Origin of the sequence: Longimicrobium sp., assembly GCF_036399255.1 — a bacterium.
Classification (GTDB): domain Bacteria; phylum Gemmatimonadota; class Gemmatimonadetes; order Longimicrobiales; family Longimicrobiaceae; genus Longimicrobium.
This window is the reverse complement of the sequence record NZ_DASWNM010000153.1, coordinates 24,512-42,466: the sequence shown is the minus strand read 5'-3', so window position 1 is coordinate 42,466 and position 17,955 is coordinate 24,512. Positions and strand designations below refer to the sequence as shown.

Annotated in this window: 17 protein-coding genes; 15 read left to right on the top strand and 2 right to left on the bottom strand. The window is 71.3% G+C overall.

Features of this window, described 5'->3' with window-relative positions; all coding sequences use genetic code 11:
* Positions 1–171: 171 nt before the first annotated feature.
* The 11 genes from murA to VGC13_RS29570 all read left to right on the top strand — a co-directional run bounded on the left by murA (position 172) and on the right by VGC13_RS29570 (position 11,974).
* Entirely contained in the window at positions 172–1,518 is a 1,347-nt protein-coding gene (murA, locus tag VGC13_RS29620; RefSeq protein ID WP_331128950.1) for a UDP-N-acetylglucosamine 1-carboxyvinyltransferase, read from the top strand.
* Positions 1,519–1,547: 29 nt separating this feature from the next.
* Entirely contained in the window at positions 1,548–1,949 is a 402-nt protein-coding gene (locus VGC13_RS29615) for a hypothetical protein (protein ID WP_331128949.1), read from the top strand.
* Positions 1,950–2,738: a polyphenol oxidase family protein gene (locus VGC13_RS29610; protein WP_331128948.1), complete on the top strand. Its 789-nt coding sequence runs from the start codon at positions 1,950–1,952 to the stop codon at positions 2,736–2,738. It abuts the gene before it with no gap.
* Positions 2,739–3,090: 352 nt separating this feature from the next.
* Positions 3,091–3,600 (top strand): ribosome maturation factor RimP, encoded by a 510-nt coding sequence (gene rimP / locus VGC13_RS29605; protein ID WP_331128947.1) that lies wholly within the window; start codon positions 3,091–3,093, stop codon positions 3,598–3,600.
* 49 nt (positions 3,601–3,649) lie between these two features.
* Positions 3,650–5,116, top strand: a complete 1,467-nt coding sequence (gene nusA, locus VGC13_RS29600; RefSeq protein WP_331128946.1) for a transcription termination factor NusA — start codon at positions 3,650–3,652, stop codon at positions 5,114–5,116.
* Between the two features lie 4 nt (positions 5,117–5,120).
* Complete coding sequence (locus VGC13_RS29595) at positions 5,121–5,501, top strand: ribosomal L7Ae/L30e/S12e/Gadd45 family protein (protein ID WP_331128945.1); 381 nt, start codon at positions 5,121–5,123, stop codon at positions 5,499–5,501.
* Entirely contained in the window at positions 5,501–8,632 is a 3,132-nt protein-coding gene (gene infB / locus VGC13_RS29590) for a translation initiation factor IF-2 (protein ID WP_331128944.1), read from the top strand. Before VGC13_RS29595 ends, infB begins: the two co-directional genes overlap by 1 nt.
* Before the next feature lie 15 nt (positions 8,633–8,647).
* The gene (locus VGC13_RS29585) at positions 8,648–8,929 is read left to right on the top strand and encodes a DUF503 domain-containing protein (protein ID WP_331128943.1); all 282 of its coding nucleotides are present in this window, start codon (positions 8,648–8,650) and stop codon (positions 8,927–8,929) included.
* 210 nt (positions 8,930–9,139) lie between these two features.
* Positions 9,140–9,676, top strand: coding sequence for a 30S ribosome-binding factor RbfA (rbfA, locus tag VGC13_RS29580; protein WP_331128942.1), 537 nt, complete (start codon positions 9,140–9,142; stop codon positions 9,674–9,676).
* Positions 9,677–10,112: 436 nt separating this feature from the next.
* On the top strand, positions 10,113–11,012 hold the full coding sequence (truB, locus tag VGC13_RS29575) for a tRNA pseudouridine(55) synthase TruB (protein WP_331128941.1): 900 nt from the start codon (positions 10,113–10,115) through the stop codon (positions 11,010–11,012).
* Positions 11,012–11,974 carry a bifunctional riboflavin kinase/FAD synthetase gene (locus VGC13_RS29570; RefSeq protein WP_331128940.1) on the top strand — a complete coding sequence of 321 codons (963 nt, stop codon included), beginning with the start codon at positions 11,012–11,014 and terminating at the stop codon, positions 11,972–11,974. The genes truB and VGC13_RS29570 overlap by 1 nt, the downstream gene beginning before the upstream one ends.
* A gap of 19 nt (positions 11,975–11,993) precedes the next feature.
* On the opposite strand, the gene VGC13_RS29565 is transcribed toward VGC13_RS29570, so the two are convergent.
* On the bottom strand, positions 11,994–12,392 hold the full coding sequence (locus tag VGC13_RS29565) for a type II toxin-antitoxin system VapC family toxin (protein ID WP_331128939.1): 399 nt from the start codon (positions 12,390–12,392) through the stop codon (positions 11,994–11,996).
* 20 nt (positions 12,393–12,412) lie between these two features.
* Entirely contained in the window at positions 12,413–12,619 is a 207-nt protein-coding gene (locus VGC13_RS29560) for an AbrB/MazE/SpoVT family DNA-binding domain-containing protein (protein ID WP_331128938.1), read from the bottom strand.
* 229 nt (positions 12,620–12,848) lie between these two features.
* Between VGC13_RS29560 and rpsO the strand changes: the two genes are divergently transcribed.
* The 4 genes from rpsO (at position 12,849) to VGC13_RS29540 (ending at position 17,762) form a co-directional block, all read left to right on the top strand.
* Complete coding sequence (rpsO, locus tag VGC13_RS29555) at positions 12,849–13,118, top strand: 30S ribosomal protein S15 (protein WP_331128937.1); 270 nt, start codon at positions 12,849–12,851, stop codon at positions 13,116–13,118.
* 251 nt (positions 13,119–13,369) lie between these two features.
* Positions 13,370–15,523 (top strand): polyribonucleotide nucleotidyltransferase, encoded by a 2,154-nt coding sequence (locus tag VGC13_RS29550; RefSeq protein WP_331128936.1) that lies wholly within the window; start codon positions 13,370–13,372, stop codon positions 15,521–15,523.
* A 490-nt stretch (positions 15,524–16,013) separates the two neighbouring features.
* A complete protein-coding gene (locus VGC13_RS29545; protein WP_331128935.1) occupies positions 16,014–17,075 on the top strand; it encodes a serine hydrolase domain-containing protein in 1,062 nt (353 codons plus the stop codon).
* Between the two features lie 129 nt (positions 17,076–17,204).
* Positions 17,205–17,762: a sugar O-acetyltransferase gene (locus tag VGC13_RS29540; protein ID WP_331128934.1), complete on the top strand. Its 558-nt coding sequence runs from the start codon at positions 17,205–17,207 to the stop codon at positions 17,760–17,762.
* Positions 17,763–17,955 lie beyond the last annotated feature (193 nt).

Here is a 17,955-nt window from a genome sequence, read left to right as displayed (position 1 = left end):
GGGCGGACGGGCCGCGGTTACAGCGGGGCGAGCGCCGGGAGCGCGTTCCGTGCCTCGCACGACTCTTGCGCCTGCCCCCTCGCGCGATCCCCCCCGAGCAGCGCCCCCGGCTTCCGCGTGAAGCCGGATGCGTGTTCCCGTTATTCCCGTATCACAGTCGGAGACGGCCGAGTGCCCAAGTTCATCGTCCACGGCGGCAACCGCATCAAGGGGACCGTGCGTCCCAACGGCAACAAGAACGCCGCCCTGCCCATGCTGGCCGCCACGCTCCTGACCGACGAGGACGTGTTCCTGGAGAACGTCCCGAAGATCAAGGACGTCCTGACCCTGATGAACCTGCTGGAGGTTCTGGGGGCCGAGACGGAGTGGACCGGCCCCAACGAGGTGCGGGTGCGCGCCGCCAACGTGGGAAGCACGCAGCTGGACGCCGGCGCCGCCGCCCGCATCCGCGCGTCCATCCTGCTGGCCGGCCCCATGCTGGCCCGCACCGGGGGGATGACGCTGCCCCCGCCGGGCGGCGACGTGATCGGCCGGCGGCGGGTGGACACGCACTTCCTGGCGCTCAAGAAGCTGGGCGCCGAGGTGCTGGAGGAAGAGGGCGTCTGGCGCCTGAAGGTGGACGGCCGCCTGCGCGGCGCCAACATGTTCCTGGACGAGCCCAGCGTCACGGCCACGGAGAACGCCGTGATGGCGGCCGCGCTGGCCGACGGCGAAACGGTGATCCGCAACGCCGCCGCCGAGCCGCACGTCCAGGACCTGTGCCACATGCTCATCAAGATGGGGTGCGAGATCGACGGCATCGGCACGGGAACGCTGCGCATCCAGGGGCGCCAGCGGCTTTCCGGCTGCCGCACCCGCATCACCGCCGACCACATCGAGATCGGCTCGTTCATCGGCCTGGCGGCGGTCACGCGCGGCGAGCTGACCATCGAGGACGCGGCGGTGCAGCACATGGACAGCACCCTGATCGGCTTTGGCCGGCTGGGACTGAAGGTGGAGATCCAGGGCGACAGCCTGTACATCCCCGGCGGGCAGGAGATGGAGGTCACCCTGGACATGGGCGGCCACATCAGCAAGGTGGACGACGGCCCCTGGCCCGCGTTCCCCGCCGACCTCACCTCCATCGCGCTGGTGACGGCCACGCAGTGCCGCGGCAACATCCTGGTGCACGAAAAGATGTTCGAGTCGCGGATGTTCTTTGCCGACAAGCTCGTCGGCATGGGCGCGCGCCTCGTGCTCTGCGATCCGCACCGCGTGCTGGTCATCGGTCCGTCGAAGCTGCACGGCGCCATCGTGGAGAGCCCGGACATCCGCGCCGGCATGGCGCTGCTGATCGCGGCGCTGGGGGCCGAGGGGCGCAGCGAGATCTTCAACATCGGGCAGATCGAGCGCGGCTACGAGCGCATCGACGAGCGGCTGCAGGCGCTGGGCGCCGACATCCGCCGCGCGGACAGCCGGGCGGACGCGGCCGAGGTGGACGACGCGACGCGGCAGATGTTCATCCGCCGGTCGCACTGAAGGTGAACGGGTGAACGGGTGACGGATTCATGAGCGAGGACCCGCAGGGGCGGAAGCTTCCCTCCATCGGCGAGGGGATCCGCTCGGGGATCGGGATGCTGACGGCCTTCAAGGAGGCCATCGAGGAAACCATCCAGGAAGCCGGCGAGCGCGGCGACCTGAGCCCGGAGCGCGCCAAGCACTTCCTGGGCGGCGCGCTGCACCGTGCGCAGGAAACGGTGGGCGACGTGCGCGACCGGCTGGACTTCGTCCCCCGCAGGGAGTTCGAGGCGCTGCTGCTGGAGGTGGAGGAGCTGCAGCGCCGGCTGGACGCGCTGGAGGGGCGCGGGGGCGCGGCGGCGAACGAGCACACGCTGCTCTCGCTGCCGTCCTCCGGTTCCACCGCGGAGCCGCCGGCGCCGGAGGGGCCCACGGAAGCAAGGATGCCGTAGGTGGCCACCGGCGTGGAGGTTCGCACCGTCGCCGAGCAGCGGCTGCCCGGCGGCGTTCCGCTGTGGGTGCACCCGGAGTGGGCGTCGCGCTTTCCCTGGCTGGCGCAGGGGACCACGGGCTCCGGCGGCGGGGACGCGCCGTTCGACCTGGGGCTTTCGGGCGCGCAGCCGGTGGGCGCGGCGCTGGACCGCTGGCGCGCGCTGCTCGCCGCGACGGAGATGCACGCGGTCGCCCACGCGCGGCAGGTGCACGCGGCCGACATCTGGATTCACCGCGAGGCCGGTCCGCCGGGAATCCTGGTGATGGACGGCTTCGACGGGCACGTCACCGACCGCCCCTGCCTGCTGCTGAGCGTGGGGGTGGCGGACTGCGTTCCCGTCTCCGTCGTCGATCCCGAGACGCGGGCGGTGGCGCTGGTGCACGCCGGGTGGCGCGGCACGGCGGCGGGAATCGTGGAGCGCGCCATCCACCGCCTGGTGGAAAGCTGGCAGGCCACGCCGGAGCGGCTCTGGCTGCACTGCGGGCCCGCCATCTGCGGCGCGTGCTACGAGGTGGGGCCCGAGGTGCACGCCGCCATCCACCCCGACCGCCCCATTCCCTCCACCAACACGCCCATCGACGTCCGCGCCGGCATCGCGGAGCGCGCGCTGGGGATGGGGCTGCCGGCGGAGCACGTCAGCGTCTCCACGCACTGCACCCGCTGCGGCGAATCCGACTTCTTCTCACACCGTGCTGGGTCGAAGGCGCGGCAGATGGGGGTTCTCGGCATCCGCGACGCCCTGTCCTGACCCGATCGATTTGGAGCGGTCGGCGGGCTGTGGCAACGGCGTTGGGGTACAGAGGGACAGAGGTACAAAAGAGAGGAGCAGAGGCCGAACGAGGGTTTCCTCTGCTCCTCTCTTTTCAACCTCTGCTCCTCTGTACCCCCCCTCTTCTGGGGTGCGCGATTGGAGCCGGACGGCCTCCGCGACACGGACCCGGCGGAGCGCGCGGATTGCGCGGGGCTCGCGTGGAGCCTATATTGAGGCTGTGTCCATGGCTGGCGAACGCCCCCGCGGCGAATTCGCGAGACGAAGTGGGGTGCGGTTGGCCCCGCTTTTTTATTTGCCCAAACACACCCTGCGACGGACCGGAGGCGGCGTGGTGCACGACGAGTCGCTGGCGCGCGAGATGGAGCGGCGCGTGGCGGAGCTGGGCTTCGAGATGGTGGAGCTGGAGCAGGCCGGGAGCAAGGCGCGCCCCATCCTGCGCCTGTACGTGGACCGGCCCGACAGCCAGCCCGGACAGCCCGGCGTTTCGCTGGACGACTGCGGCGCCATCAGCCGCGCGCTCGAGCCCTGGCTCGACGCCCACGAAGGGCTCAGCGACCGCTACGTCATCGAGGTCTCGTCCCCCGGCGTGGAGCGGCCCCTGGTGCGCACCCGCGACTGGGAGCGGTTCGCCGGCGCCGAGGTCGCGGTCAAGGGCCGCCAGGTGCTGGCCGACCGGGCCAAGCGGCTCGAAGGCACGCTGCTGGGGCTGCGCGGGGACGAAGGGGCCCAGCGCGTGGCGCTGCGCCTGCCCAACGGCGACGAGGTGGAGGTTCCGCTGGCGGACATCGACCGGGGCAACCTGGTGTACCGCTGGGAGCGCGGCGGGAAGGGCCGCTGAAGCAATTCCCCGCAGGCTCCACGAGACAGACACGGGAAGAACGGCCAACATGAGCAACGCAACCCAGATCCTCGCGGCGTTCCGCGAGATGACGGCCAACAAGGCCATCTCGCGCGACGAGCTGTACGACCTGATCAAGGACGGCATCCTGGCCGCCCTGGCCAAGCGCTACGGCCCCAACGTCGAGGCCGAGATCGAGATCGACGAGGACACCGGCAAGATCGGCATCACCGTGCTCAAGGAGGTGGTGGCCGAGGTCGAGGACCCGTCGCGCCAGATCCTGCTCGAGGAAGCCCGCTGGGACGACCCCGAGTTCGAGGTGGGCGACATCCTGGAGGTGCCGGTGGAGTTCGCGCACTTCGGGCGCAACGCCGTGATGGCCGCCAAGCAGCGCATCCTGCAGCGGGTGCGCGAGGGCGAGCGCCAGAAGATCCGCGACGAGTACGAGCACCGCGTGGGCGAGCTGCTGAGCGGCGAGACGCAGCAGGTGGAGCGCGGCAAGCTGGTGCTGATGCTGAACCGCAGCCGCGACGCCGACGCCATCATCCCCTGGAAGGAGCAGAACCCGCGCGAGCGCTTTCGCCAGGGCGAGCCGATCCGGGCCGTGCTCAAGAAGGTCGAAGAGACGCCCAAGGGCCCGCGCCTGATCCTGTCCCGCGCCGACCCGCTGTTCGTGGCCGCGCTGTTCAAGCTCGAGGTTCCCGAGATCCAGCAGGGGATCGTGGAGATCCGCGGCGCGGCGCGCGAAGTGGGCTTCCGCAGCAAGATCGCCGTGAGCTCGCGCGACGAATCCATCGATCCCGTGGGCGCCTGCGTGGGCCTCAAGGGAAGCCGCGTCCGCGCGGTGGTGCAGGAGCTGGGCGGCGAGCGCATCGACATCGTGCCCTGGCATCCGGACCCCGAGATCTACGCCAAGCGCGCGCTGGCGCCGGCCCGCGTGGCCAAGGTGATCAGCAACTACGAGACGCGCACCATGACCGCCATCGTGGACGAGGACCAGCTTTCGCTGGCGATCGGCCGCAACGGGCAGAACGTGCGCCTGGCCAGCCAGCTCATCGGCTGGCAGCTGGACCTGTTCGGCAGCCGCGAGTGGCTGGAGCGCGGGGCCGAGGCGGCGCTGTTCGGCGGCGGAAGCGAAGAGGGCGAGTACGACAACACCGACTTCTCGCTGCGCGACCTGGACCTGGCGCCGGCCACGCTGGCCGCGCTCGAGGCCGCCGGCTACAGCACGTTCTTCGACGTCATCGACATGGAGCGCGAGGACTTCCTGCGCATCCCGGGGCTGGGCGAGGACGAGGCGGACCGGCTGATGTCCGAGATCGAGCGCCTGACGGTGGAGGACGAGGAGGAAGAAGGCGCCGCCGCCCGGGGTGAGGGCGGCGCCGGGGACGAGGACCCTGCCGGGGACGGCGACGAGGGCGGGGAAGCACCCGCGGCGGGGGGCGGCGAGGGCGAAGACGCCGGTACGGACTTGACTTCCGGGTCCGATTCGGAGAACTTGCCGGGTTCGGAATAGCCGCATGGAAGGCCGCGCGCCCCAGGAGTCCGGTCCCGGCGCGCCGGAGCGCGCGCTGCTGTCCCTGCTGGGGCTGGCGGCGCGCGCACGCGCCCTTGCGATGGGCACCGACATGGTGCGCGGCGCCGCGCGCGACGGAAAGGTCGCGGCCGCGGTGCTGGCGGGCGACGCGTCGCCCACGCAGGCCCGCAAGCTGGTCCCGCTGCTCCAGGCCCGCGGGATCCCTTTTGCCGTATGCTCCAATCAGGCCGAACTGGGCGCCGCCGTTGGCAAGGGCCCCGTATCGGCCATCGGAATCACAGACCCTGGTTTCGCGCGACGCGCCATGGAGCTGGCCGCCGTGCCGTCACTGCCGCAGGACCGTGGAGGAGGAGAGCCGTACTGATGCGAGTCTTTGAAGTCGCCAAGGAGCTGGACGTTCCGGCTGAGGCCTTGGTGCACCTCCTCCGGGAGATGGACGTGCCCGTGCGCAGCCACATGAGCGACCTGGCCGACGAGCACGTGGCGCGCCTGCGCACCGTGGTGGAGCGCGAGCGCCGCCACGGCCACGACCTTGCCGCCGCGGCGGCCGCCGCGAGCGCGGCCGAGGCCGCCGACGCCGGCAGCCGCCGCCGTCGGCGCAAGCGCGAGGACCTGCCCGAGACCGCCGAGGCCCCCGAGGCCGTGGCGGAGTCCGCCGTGCCCGTCGCCGCCGCGCAGACCGACGTGTCCGCCGGCCCCGCGCCGGAGCAGACGCGCGCCGAAGCCGACACCACGGCGTCGCCGATCGTCGACGCGGTGGAGGCCATCGAGGCCGACGCCGCCATGGCCGCCGCCGACCGCGGCGCCGACCTGGTCACGCGCGGCGGACAGCCGCCGAAGGACGTGGCGGTGATCGTGGAGCCGGCCGCGGCGCCCGACGAGGCCGCCGCGCCCCCGGCGCCGGCCGCTCCGGCCGCTCCGGCGGCACCCGTCTCCGCGCGCCCCGCGGCGCCGGTTTCGCCCCGCCCCGCGGCGCCCCTGTCGGCGCGTCCCGCGGCGCCCGAGCCCGCCCGTCCGGCGGTGCCCGAGCGTCCCGCGGCCCCGGAGCGTCCGGCGGCACCGCCCCCGGCCGGCCCGCGCCGCGAAGAGCTGCGTCCGGCCGCGTCCGCGCGGCCCAACCCGGCCGGCGGCCCGGCCCAGGGCGGAGCCACGCCGGTCCGTCCCGGCCAGCCCGGCGGCGCGCCCCCGCGTCCCGCGGGCGGCCCGCCCCGTCCGGCGGGCCCCGGCGGCCCGGGCGGCGACCGCCGTCCGTCCCCGCCGCCCTCGGTGCGTCCCGGCGGCCCGTCGGGCCCCCGCCCGGCGCGTCCCGAAGGACAGCCGGCCAGCGGCGCCGGTGCCGGCGCCCCGCCGCGCCCGGAGTTCGTCCCGCGCTCGGCGCGCAGCATGGCGCCGCCCATGCCGCCCGCGCGCACCCAGTCGTTCGGCGGGCGCCCGGGTGACACCGCGGGCACCACGCCCACGGGCGGCGGCGGTGGCAACAACAACGCCGCCGGCGCCGGCGCCAAGAAGAAGGACCGCAAGAAGGGAAAGAAGGGCCGCGGGACCGTCGACCAGACGGCCGTGGACGACAACTTCAAGAAGACGATGGCGGCCATGGAGTCGGGCGGCGGGCGCAAGAAGCGCCGCGGCCAGCGCGACCAGGGCCCGTCGCAGACCGAGCGCCGCGAAGAGGAGATCCTGCGCCGGCGCACCGAGGAGGCCACCACCGTCCGCGTCAACGAGTTCCTGACGGTGGCGGAGCTGGCCGAGCTCATCGACGTGCCGGCCAACCAGCTCATCGGCTCCGCGTTCAAGAACCTGGGGCTGATGGTCACCATCAACCAGCGGCTCGACTTCGACCAGATCGAGCTGCTGCTGGACGAGTTCGGCTTCCTGGCGGTCCGTGAAGAGGAGTACGGGGCCGAGATGGAGGAGGCGGTGGAGGAGGACGCGCCCGAGGACCTGCAGGCGCGCCCCCCGGTGGTCACCGTCATGGGCCACGTGGACCACGGCAAGACCTCGCTGCTGGACTACATCCGCAAGACCAACGTCATCGCGGGCGAGGCCGGCGGCATTACGCAGCACATCGGCGCGTACCACGTGCAGCTGCCCGACGGGCGCGCCATCAGCTTCCTGGACACCCCCGGCCACGCCGCGTTCACCGCCATGCGCGCCCGCGGCGCCGAAGTCACGGACGTGGTGATCCTGGTCGTCGCGGCCGACGACTCGGTGATGCCGCAGACCATCGAGGCCATCAGCCACGCCCGCAACGCCGGCGTGCCGCTGATCGTGGCGGTGAACAAGGTGGACCTTCCCGACGCCAACCCCATGAAGGTCAAGCAGGACCTTCTGCAGCACGGGGTGGTGCTCGAGGACTTCGGCGGCGACGTGATGAGCGCCGAGGTCAGCGCCAAGAAGGGGCTGGGGATGGACGAGCTGCTGGAGAAGGTGCTCCTGCTCTCCGACATCCAGGAGCTCACGGCCAACCCCGACCGCGAGGCGGTGGGGACGGTGATCGAGGCGCAGCTGGACGTGGGCAAGGGTCCCGTGGCCACCGTCCTGGTGACCAACGGCACCCTGCGCGTGGGCGACCACGTGGTGTGCGGCATGTACAGCGGCCGCATCCGCGCCATGCTCGACGAGCGCAACCGGCCGGTCGCCTCGGCCGGCCCGGCCCACCCGGTACAGATCCTGGGTCTGCAGGGCGTGCCCGGCGCGGGCGACCAGCTGATCGCCATGGAGGCGGACCGCGCGGCCGACATCGCGCAGACCCGCCAGCGGCTGGAGCGCGAAAAGCGCATGCGCATCAAGAGCCGCGGCGTAAAGCTGACGGACCTGTCGCGGATGCTGGCCAAGGGCGAGCAGGCGCAGCTCAACCTGGTCATCAAGGGCGACGTGGACGGCTCGGTGCAGGCGCTGTCCGACTCGCTGGAGCAGCTGTCCACGGCCGAGGTGCGGGTGCAGGTCATTCACCGCGGCGTGGGCGCCATCAACGAGAGCGACGTGCTGCTGGCGTCCACCTCGGGCGCCATCGTGGTGGGCTTCCACGTGCGCCCCACGGGCGAGGCGCGGAGCGTGGCCGAGCGCGAGGACGTGGACATCCGCCTGTACAACATCATCTACGAGGCGGTGGCCGAGGTCCGGGCGGCGATGGAAGGCCTGCTCACCCCCGAGGAGCGCGAGGTCATGCTGGGCACGGCGGAGGTCCGCCAGCTGTTCAAGGTGCCGCGCGTGGGGACGGTGGCCGGCTGCATGGTCACCAGCGGCGTGCTGGACCGGCGCGGCAAGATCCGCGTGGTGCGCGACGCGGTGCAGGTGTACGAGGGCGAGCTCGAAAGCCTCAAGCGCTTCAAGGACGATGCGCGCGAGGTGCGCGAGGGCTTCGAGTGCGGCCTGAACATCAAGAACTTCAACGACGTCAAGATCGGCGACGTCCTGGAGTGCTACCGGGTCGAGGAGATCGCCCGCACACTGGCCGGCATCGCCGCCGAGCAGGAGCGGGCGGCGAGCGCCTGACGCGAGGGCCGCGCGATGACGGTGGGACTGGTGGTGTGGGACCTTCACATTCCCGGGTGCGCCTCCCTCAAGGAGAAGCGCTCGGTGGTGAAGGGGCTCCGGGACCGGCTGCACGCCCGGTTCAACGTCTCCGCGGCGGAGACGGCGCATCAGGACCTGCTGCAGCGGGCCGAGATCGCGGTGTGCGTGGTGTCGGAGGACCGGCGCCACGCGCAGTCGGTGCTCTCGTCCGCCGACGGGCTGGTGGCCGAAGAGGGCCGGGCGCGGATCATCGATTCGTACACGACGTTCTACTAGGGCGGCGAGGGGACAGGGGACAGGGGACAGGTTACAGCCGGCGAGGCAGTCTGCCGCGTGGGCTGGGCCGGGCCTCGCTCCCTGTCCCCTCGTTTTTTCTTCACGAGATCGACGGCGGGTGGATGCGGCACGGGCGGGGCGGGCGGCGTGGTTGCCGGCTGTCCCCTGTCCCCTGTAACCTGTCCCCTGTCCTTCACCGGCGAGACGCACATGCCCAGGTTCCGACGCACCGACCGCATCAACGAGCAGCTCAAGCAGGAGATCTCCCTCATCGTCCGCGACGAGGTGCGTGATCCCCGCGTGGGGCTGGCCACCATCACCGCGGTGATCACCTCGCCCGAGCTGGACCACGCGCGCGTGTACGTGACGTCGCTGGGCGACGAAAAGGAGCGCGAGGGGATCATCGAGGGGCTGCGCAGCGCCGCGGCGTTCATCCGCAAGCAGCTCAGCGGCCGCCTGCACATGCGCCGCGTCCCCGAGCTTCACTTCGAAGCCGACCGCGTCCTGGCCGAGGCCAGCCGCATCGAGGAGCTGCTGCGCCAGGCGCTCCCCCCCGAGCTGCGCAACCAGCCCCTCGACGCGGACGAGGCCGACCCTTCGGCCGATGCCGATGATCTGGACGACGCGGAGGATCCGGACGCCGCCGATGATCCGGACGAGACGGATGATCTGGAGGATGCCGATGATGCGGCGGACTCCGATGACGATACGGATCGCCCGTCGCAGTCCGCCTCCAGGAGCGAATGAATTCGCCGCTGGAAATGCGCAAAGTCCGCCTGCGCGGACTCGGCGGCCCGGCCGTGTGCGGCGTCCCGGGCACCTGCGCGTCCGCACCCGGGCGCGCGCCCGAATCCGTCATACGCACGGGCCAATCTGTCATTCCGAGGGAGCGCACCCCCGGAGCCTCGCCCTCGCCGCGAACCCCGCGCGCGACCGAGGAATCTACTGTCGGCCTCCTCGTGAGTCGTCGTAGCATCCGGATGCCCGCGGCCACAGTCCGCGAAGGCGGACTTTGCGTTTTCCCAGCGGCGAATTCATTCGCTCTCGCAGGCGGACTTCGCGTTTTTCCAGCGGCGAATTCATTCGCTCCCCGGGGCGGCCGGCGCGCGGTTCCTTCGGACGCACGCCCACTGACGCACTCACGCACTCACGCACTCACGCACTTCCACCCGGAAGGCCGCCCGTGAGCGCGAACTCCCCGCTCCCCCTGGGCGTCCTCCCGGTGGACAAGCCTGTCGGCCCCACGTCGCACGACGCGGTGGCGGTGGTGCGGCGCGCGCTGAAGACGCGGCAGGTGGGGCACACGGGTACGCTGGACCCGTTCGCCTCGGGCCTCCTCCTGGTCTGCGTGGGCCCCGCGACGCGCCTGGCGGAGTACTTTGCGCCGCTGCCCAAGACCTACGCCGCCACCATGCGCCTGGGCCAGGCGACGGACACGGACGACCACACCGGTGAGACGATCGCCTCTTCCGACGCCTGGCGAGACGTAACGCGCGAGCAGGTGGAGGCGGCGCTGGCGGCGCAGGTGGGGACCATCCAGCAGCTGCCGCCGGCGTACTCCGCCAAGAAGGTGGATGGCGAGCGGATGTACGCCGTGGCGCGGCGGGGCGGGGAGGTGGTGCGCACGCCGGTGACGGTAACGATCCACGCCATCCGCGTGCTGTCGATGGAGCTGCCCGACGTCGCGTTCGAGGTGGAGTGCGCCAGCGGGACCTACATCCGCGCCATCGCGCGCGACGCGGGCGAGGCGCTGGGGGTGGGCGGCCACCTGCGCGAGCTGCGGCGCACGCGCATCGGCCCGCACGACGTTGCCCGCGCCGTGCCGATGGACCGGCTGGGCGAGGAGGACCTGGTGCGCGCGGCGATGCTCGCGCCCGCGGAGGCCGTCATGCACCTGCCGCGCGTGGTGGCGGACGAGCGGGGAGAGGCGGACCTGCGGCACGGGCGCGCGGTGCAGGCGCCGGAGGGCTTCGCGGCGGACGGGCCGGTGGCGGTCGTCTCCGGCGGCGGCGAGCTGCTGGCGGTGGGCGAGGCGGCGGACGGAGCGGTCCGGCCGCGCAAGGTGTTCGCGGGGGGCGCGTGATGGCGCGGTCCGAAGAGGTGGCGCCGTTCGCCGTCGACCCGGCGCTGCCGGCGGCCATCCCGCGCGACGGGCGCCGGTCCATCGTCACCGTGGGCACCTTCGACGGGGTGCACCGCGGGCACTGGGAGGTGCTGCAGGAGATCTGCCGGCGCGCCCGCGCCACCGGCGGCCGCAGCATCCTGGTGACCTTCCATCCCCATCCCCTGCGCGTGGTTCGCCCCGAGCACGCGCCGCCCCTGCTCACCACGGTGGCCGAAAAGCGCGAGGTGCTGGCCGAGTCGGGGCTGGAGTACGTCGTCTTCCTCCCCTTCACGCGCACGCTGCAGCACTATCCCGCGCGGCGCTTCGTGGAAGAGGTCCTGCGCGGCCGCATCGGGATGGACGAGCTGGTGATCGGCTACGACCACGGGTTCGGCAAGGACCGCGAGGGAAGCGTGGAGACGCTGCGGCAGGTTGGGCGCGAGATGGGGTTCGACGTGGACGTCGTGGAGGCGTTCCACGCCGAGGGCGAGCCGGTGTCGTCCAGCCGCATCCGCCGCCTGCTTTCCGAGGGCGACGCGGCGGGCGCGGCGCGGCTGCTGGGGCGGCCGTACCGGCTGGAGGGCGTGGTGGTGCGCGGGGAGCAGAAGGGGCGCGAGCTGGGCTTTCCCACCGCCAACATCGAGGTAGGCGACCCGGAGAAGATGCTGCCGAAGGAAGGCGTCTACGCGGCGTACGGCCGCGTGCGCGGCGAGCGCATCCCCGGCCTGCTGCACCTGGGGCCGCGCCCCACCTTCCCCGGCTTTTCGCCCACCATCGAGCTGCACCTGCTGGACTGGAGCGGCGACATCTACGGCGACCACGTGCGCGTGGAGGTGGTGGACCGCATCCGCGACATCCGCCCCTTCCCCAGCGTCGACGCCCTCATCGAAGCCATCCGCGGCGACGAGCGCGAAGGCCGGCGGATGCTGGGGGTGGGGTGAGTTTTGGATTCAGCCGGCGCTATGTGGTTCCCGACGATGGCTGGTGCTTCGGATGGTACTCCACGTCCGCCAACCCTGCGAAGTGCCCGTCCTGGGTCCAGAGCACGGCATTATATTCTCGCGCGGTAGCGTAGATTACGCTGTCCGCCAGCGGGAGCTTGTGGGTATGGCCAAGCTTCGCCGCCTTCAGCGCGAGCGCCGCGTCCAGATCGACGACGATGCCCTGCTGCATCATCGCGGTCGCCTGCAGGGCGTCACTCTCCCCTCGCTCGCGCAGTACCCAGCGAAAGACCTCCAGCACGCTTACGGTGGGTACCACCAGGGTGTCCGTATCTTCGATTGCGGGTGCGAACAGGTTCGAGTTCGGCCCGTTGGTCATGTACTCCAGCCATCCGGACGTGTCGACCACGTTGCGCACCGGTGCGGTGGCGGGGTGAATCACACGCGGTCCGGGTCGCGCTCGAACTCCGTCGACATGCCCGCCAGAAACCCGCGCATTTCCTGCGGTGGCCGGAGGGGGATGAACTCGATGCGGCCGTCGTAGGGGATCACCTGCACCTGCTGCCCCGGCCTCAGGTTCAGCCTTTCACGCACAGACCGTGGGATCACGACCTGGAACTTGGGTGAGATCGTCGCTTTCTCCATCTGCTCTCCTCGATGCGGGGTTCGTATTACGATAACCTGATCGATCCAGTCCCTGCAACCCCTGTCCGTCGACTCGCGGTATCCGCGATTGGGAACGCCGCCGCCGGGTTGCCAGCAGGAGCATGCTGCATTACCTTCTATGGCTTGTTGTTGATCCGCTCGGCAAATCTTTGTTCGATTGGATCGGCTGACTTCCCGACCAGCACAGACTCTTCAGGAGGCTCCGATCATGGCGCTCACGGCCGAAAACCGCGACGACATCGTCAAGAAGTACCAGATCCACGAGAACGACCGCGGCAGCACCAAGGTGCAGATCGCGCTTCTCACCGCGCGCATCAACGACCTGACCGGGCACTTTCGCGCGCACAAGAAGGACCATCACAGCCGCCGCGGGCTGCTGAAGATGGTGGGTCAGCGCCGCAGCCTGCTGGACTACCTGCGCCGCAACGACCTCGAGGGCTACCGCGCGCTCATCGCCGACCTGGGGCTGCGCCACTGATCGGCACCCCGTCGGGCGGGCGCGAAGTACCGGGGACGCGGGCCACTGGGCTCCTTCCCCGGGCCGCGCGTCCCCGCAACGGCGGGCAGGACTAGAAGGAAACACGCCGGCCGCACGGGGATGAACCCTGCGGCCGGCGTGCGTTTTTGCACAGCGGCGACGAAGTGGACATCAAAGCGACCGGGCTCCGCCTGCGGGGGAGCGCTGCCCGGAGTGCGGCATCTCCCGAGCAATCACAAGGAAAGACCTACATGGCAAAGCTGGAGAGACAGTTCGCGGGGCGCCCCCTGATTCTCGAGGCGGGGAAGATGGCCCGGCAGGCGGACGGATCGTGCACGGTGCAGTTCGGCGAAACGATGGTGCTGTGCACCGCGGTCGCCCAGGACAACCCGACCCACCTTCCGTTCTTTCCCCTGACCATCGAGTACCGCGAGCGCACCTACGCGGCCGGCAAGATCCCGGGCGGCTTCATCAAGCGCGAGGGGCGCCCCAGCGACAAGGAGATCCTGTCGGCGCGCCTCATCGACCGCCCGCTGCGCCCGCTGTTCCCCGACGGGTTCTACAACGAGACGCAGGTCTTCGTCTACGTGATCTCGGCGGACCAGGAGAACGACGCGGACGTGGTGGCGCTCACGGGCGCCTCGCTGGCGCTCAACATGAGCCGCATTCCCTTTGCCGAGCCGGTGGCGGCGGTGCGCATCGGGCGCATCCAGGGGCAGTGGGTGCTGAACCCCACCTTCCAGCAGCTGGAGTACAGCGACCTCGACATCATCGTGGCCGGTTCCGAGGACGCCATCATGATGGTGGAGGGCGGCGCGCTGGAGGTGCCGGAGGAAGAGATCGCCGAGGGGCTGACGGTGGCCCACGTGGGCATCAAGGAGCTCATCGGCCTGCAGAAGGAGATGCTGGCGCAGCTGGACGTGCCCGCCAAGATGGAGTGGACGCCGCGCGCGGTGGACGCCACCATCCGTGAGCGCGTCGAGAGCGCCGCCGGCGGCCGCGTGTCCGAGGCGCTGAAGGTGCCCGGCAAGCACGAGCGCGCCGACGCCCTGAAGGCCATCCGCACCGAGATCGCCGCGTCGCTGGCCGAGGAGTTTCCGGAGAGCGACAAGGACGTGGGAAGCGTGGTCAAGGACCTGGAGAAGCGCGAGACGCGCGAGATGATCCTGTCCACCGGCACCCGCTCCGACGGCCGCGGGCTCGACGAGGTGCGCCCCATCAGCATCGACGTGGGCGTGCTGCCGCGCGCGCACGGCTCGGCGCTGTTCACCCGCGGGCAGACGCAGGCGCTGGGCGTGACCACGCTGGGCACGCAGGGCGACGAGCAGGCGTACGACACCATCGACTTTCCCACGCAGCAGAAGAAGTCGTTCATGCTGCACTACAACTTCCCCCCGTTCAGCACGGGCGAGGTAAAGCCCATGCGCGGCACCAGCCGCCGCGAGATCGGGCACGGCGCGCTGGCCGAGCGGGCGCTCGAGGCCATGCTGCCGCCGTTCGACGAGTTCCCGTACACGGTGCGCGTCGTCAGCGACGTGCTCGAGAGCAACGGCTCGTCGTCGATGGCAACGGTGTGCGCGGGGTCGCTGTCGCTGATGGACGCGGGCGTGCCCATGCGGGCGGCCGTGGCCGGCGTGGCGATGGGGCTCATCAAGGAAGGCGACCGGGTGGCGGTGCTCACCGACATCCTGGGGAGCGAAGACGCCCTGGGCGACATGGACTTCAAGGTGGCGGGCACCCGCGAGGGCGTGACCTCCATCCAGATGGACATCAAGATCGAGGGGCTGTCGCTGGAGCTGATGCGTGAGGCGCTGCAGAAGGCCAACCGCGCGCGGATGCACATCCTGGGCGAGATGGAGAAGGCGCTCTCCGGCCCGCGCGCCGAGCTGTCGGTGTACGCGCCGCGCATCATCACCATCAAGGTGGACCCGGCCAAGATCGGCGAGATCATCGGGCCCAAGGGCAAGACGATCCGCGGCATCCAGGAGGCCACGGGCGCCACGATCAACATCGACGACGACGGCACGGTGACCATCGCGTCGGTGAGCGGCGAGGGCGGCGAGCGCGCCCGCCGCATCATCGCGGGGATGACCGAAGAGGCCGAGGTGGGCAAGATCTACGAGGGCCAGGTGAAGAGCACCACGACGTTCGGCGCGTTCGTGGAGATCATGCCCGGCACCGAGGGGCTGCTGCACATCTCCGAGCTGCAGGCGGGCCGCGTCGAAAAGACGGAGGACGTGGTCAAGAAGGGCGACGTGGTGCAGGTGAAGCTTCTCTCCATCGACGAGAAGGGCCGCCTGCGCCTGTCCCGCAAGGCGGCGCTGGCCGAGATGGCGGGCGGCGCGACCGACGGCGCCAGCGGCAGCGCGGCGACCGGCGCCCCGGCCGCCGGCGGCCAGGCGTAAGCCGTTCCGCACCTGCGGATGCAACGAAAGCCCCCGCCCGGTTCGCCGGGCGGGGGCTTTGTCGTGTGTGGGGCGGGCGAATGAGGGGGATCCAAGGCGCCACGACCCCCGGCGCCACGATCCCGTGCGCCACGGGTTGACGCCACAGGCTAAAGCCCGCGGCTAGAAATGCCATAAGCCCCGTCTTTGCTCGTTCCTCACAAAACGGGGCTTCACCTGCTCGCGTGGGCCACGCCCTGCGCGATTCCGCCGTTTGCGCGGAGCGCCCGTGGTGTTGAAGCCCCGCCGGGCGAGCTCCGCGAGCCCAGGGCGGGGCTTATGGCCGTTCTAGCCCCGGGCTTCAGCCCGGGACGTGGACATGGACATGGACGTGGACGTGGACGGGTGGCGCGGTGGTGCGAACGAAACCGGGCGTGCGGAAACCGCGGTGCGGTTTTCCGCGTACGGCACGCCCATGACATGCATCGCATCTCTCCGTCGTGCCACGCTCGTGATCGCCGCGGTTGCGGCGGGCGTCGGCTCACCCGTGAACGCGCAGGAGGCGGACGTGCAGGCGTTCGCGGCCGAGGTGGACTCGCTGCGGCAGGCGCTGCGCATCCCCGGGCTTTCCGTGGCCGTGGTGCGCGACGGGCGCGTGGTGCTGGCCCGCGGCTTTGGCTGGGCGGACGTGGAGGCGCGCCGCCCGGCCACGGAGCACACGCCGTATACCATCGCCTCGGTGACCAAGCCCATCTCCGGCGTGCTGGCGATGCGGCTGGTGGAGCGCGGCGTGCTAGATCTGGACCGGCCGATGTCCAGCTTCACCGACTGGGCGGAGTTCTGCGCGGAGGCGCGCGCGGACGGCCCGCGCATCTTTTTCGCGGACTACGACTGCTCGCCGCGCGTGACGCTGCGCCACGTGCTGTCGATGCAGATGAACGGCACGGCGGCGGGCGAGCGCTTCTACTACAACCCCGTCTCCTTTTCGTGGGCGTCGCGGCCCATCATGCAGATCACGGGGCGCGCGTTCAGCGACCTGGTGGCCGAAGAGGTGTTCGCGCCGGCGGGGATGACGGAGTCGGCGCGCAGGCACCGCAACCTGCCGCTGCGGGCCGACCTGGAGGCGGCGATGGCCCTGCCGTACCACGTGGATTCCGCCGGCGTGCTCCGCCGGTCGGAGGGGCCGGGGCCGCAGGGCGACGGCGCGGCGGGCGGGGTGATCAGCACGGTGGTGGACCTGGCGCGCTTCGACGTCGCGCTGGACGAGGGGCGGCTGATCTCGGAGGCGTCGAAGGAGGAGATGTGGCGCGCGGGGCGCTCTCCGTCCGGGGCGGTGCTGCCGTACGGGATCGGCTGGTTCGTGCAGCAGGTGGACGGGCGGCGGGCGGTGTGGCACTCCGGCTGGTGGGAGCAGGCGTACTCCGCGCTGTACCTGAAGCTGCCGGACGAGGGGCTTACGCTGATCCTGCTGGCCAACAGCGAGGGCGCGTGGTGGAGCAACCCGCTGGACGCGGCGCAGGTGGAGCGCTCACCCTTCGCCGCCGCCTTCCTGCGGCGCTTCCACGGCCGGTAGCCATTCGGCAGCATCAGCAACTACGGGCACGCAGAGCAGCAGAAACGCAGAGCCGCAGAGGAAGGGCTCCATTCCTCTGCGGCTCCGCATCTCTGCGTAGCCTCGGTTTCCGGGGATCAGGTTCGAGCGATGACGGAGAAGGAAAAGATGCTGGCCGGCGAGCCGTACGATGCCACGGACCCGCGGCTGGTGGAGGAGCGGCGGCGCGCGCGCGACCTGACGCACGCGCTGAACGAGACGCGCGACGCGGAGAAGGAACTGCGTCTCTCCATCCTCCGCGAGCTGTTCGGGGGAATGGGCGAGGAGGTGTGGATCGAGCCACCCTTCTTCTGCGACTACGGCGGCAACATCCGCCTGGGCGACCGGGTGTACTTCAACTTCAACTGCGTGGTGCTGGACTGCGCGGAGGTCGTCGTCGGCAGCGACGTGCTGTTCGGGCCGGCGGTGCAGATCTACACGGCCACGCACCCCATGGAGGCCGAGGTGCGCCGCGCGGGGCTGGAGAGCGCGAAGCCGGTCACCATCGGCTCGGACGTGTGGGTGGGCGGCGGCGCCATCCTCCTTCCCGGCGTGACGATCGGCGCGCGGTCGGTGATCGGCGCGGGGAGCGTGGTGACGCGGGACGTGCCCGCGGACGTGTTCGCCGCCGGCAACCCCTGCCGCGTGATCCGCGCGCTGGGATCGTGACGCGGATCATCCTGCCCCGCTCATCCGGCAAACTGTCATTCTGGGTGAGGCGCCGCGTGGTGCGGTCCGTAGGCCCGGGAGCGTGGCGCCGGCCGAAGAACCTCCACCTGGGGGGCGGGACCTTTCCGTCACGCGGGGTTCCCGGGCGTTGCCCGGATAAGGGGTTCCGCGCGAGGGGCGGAAGGTTCTTCGG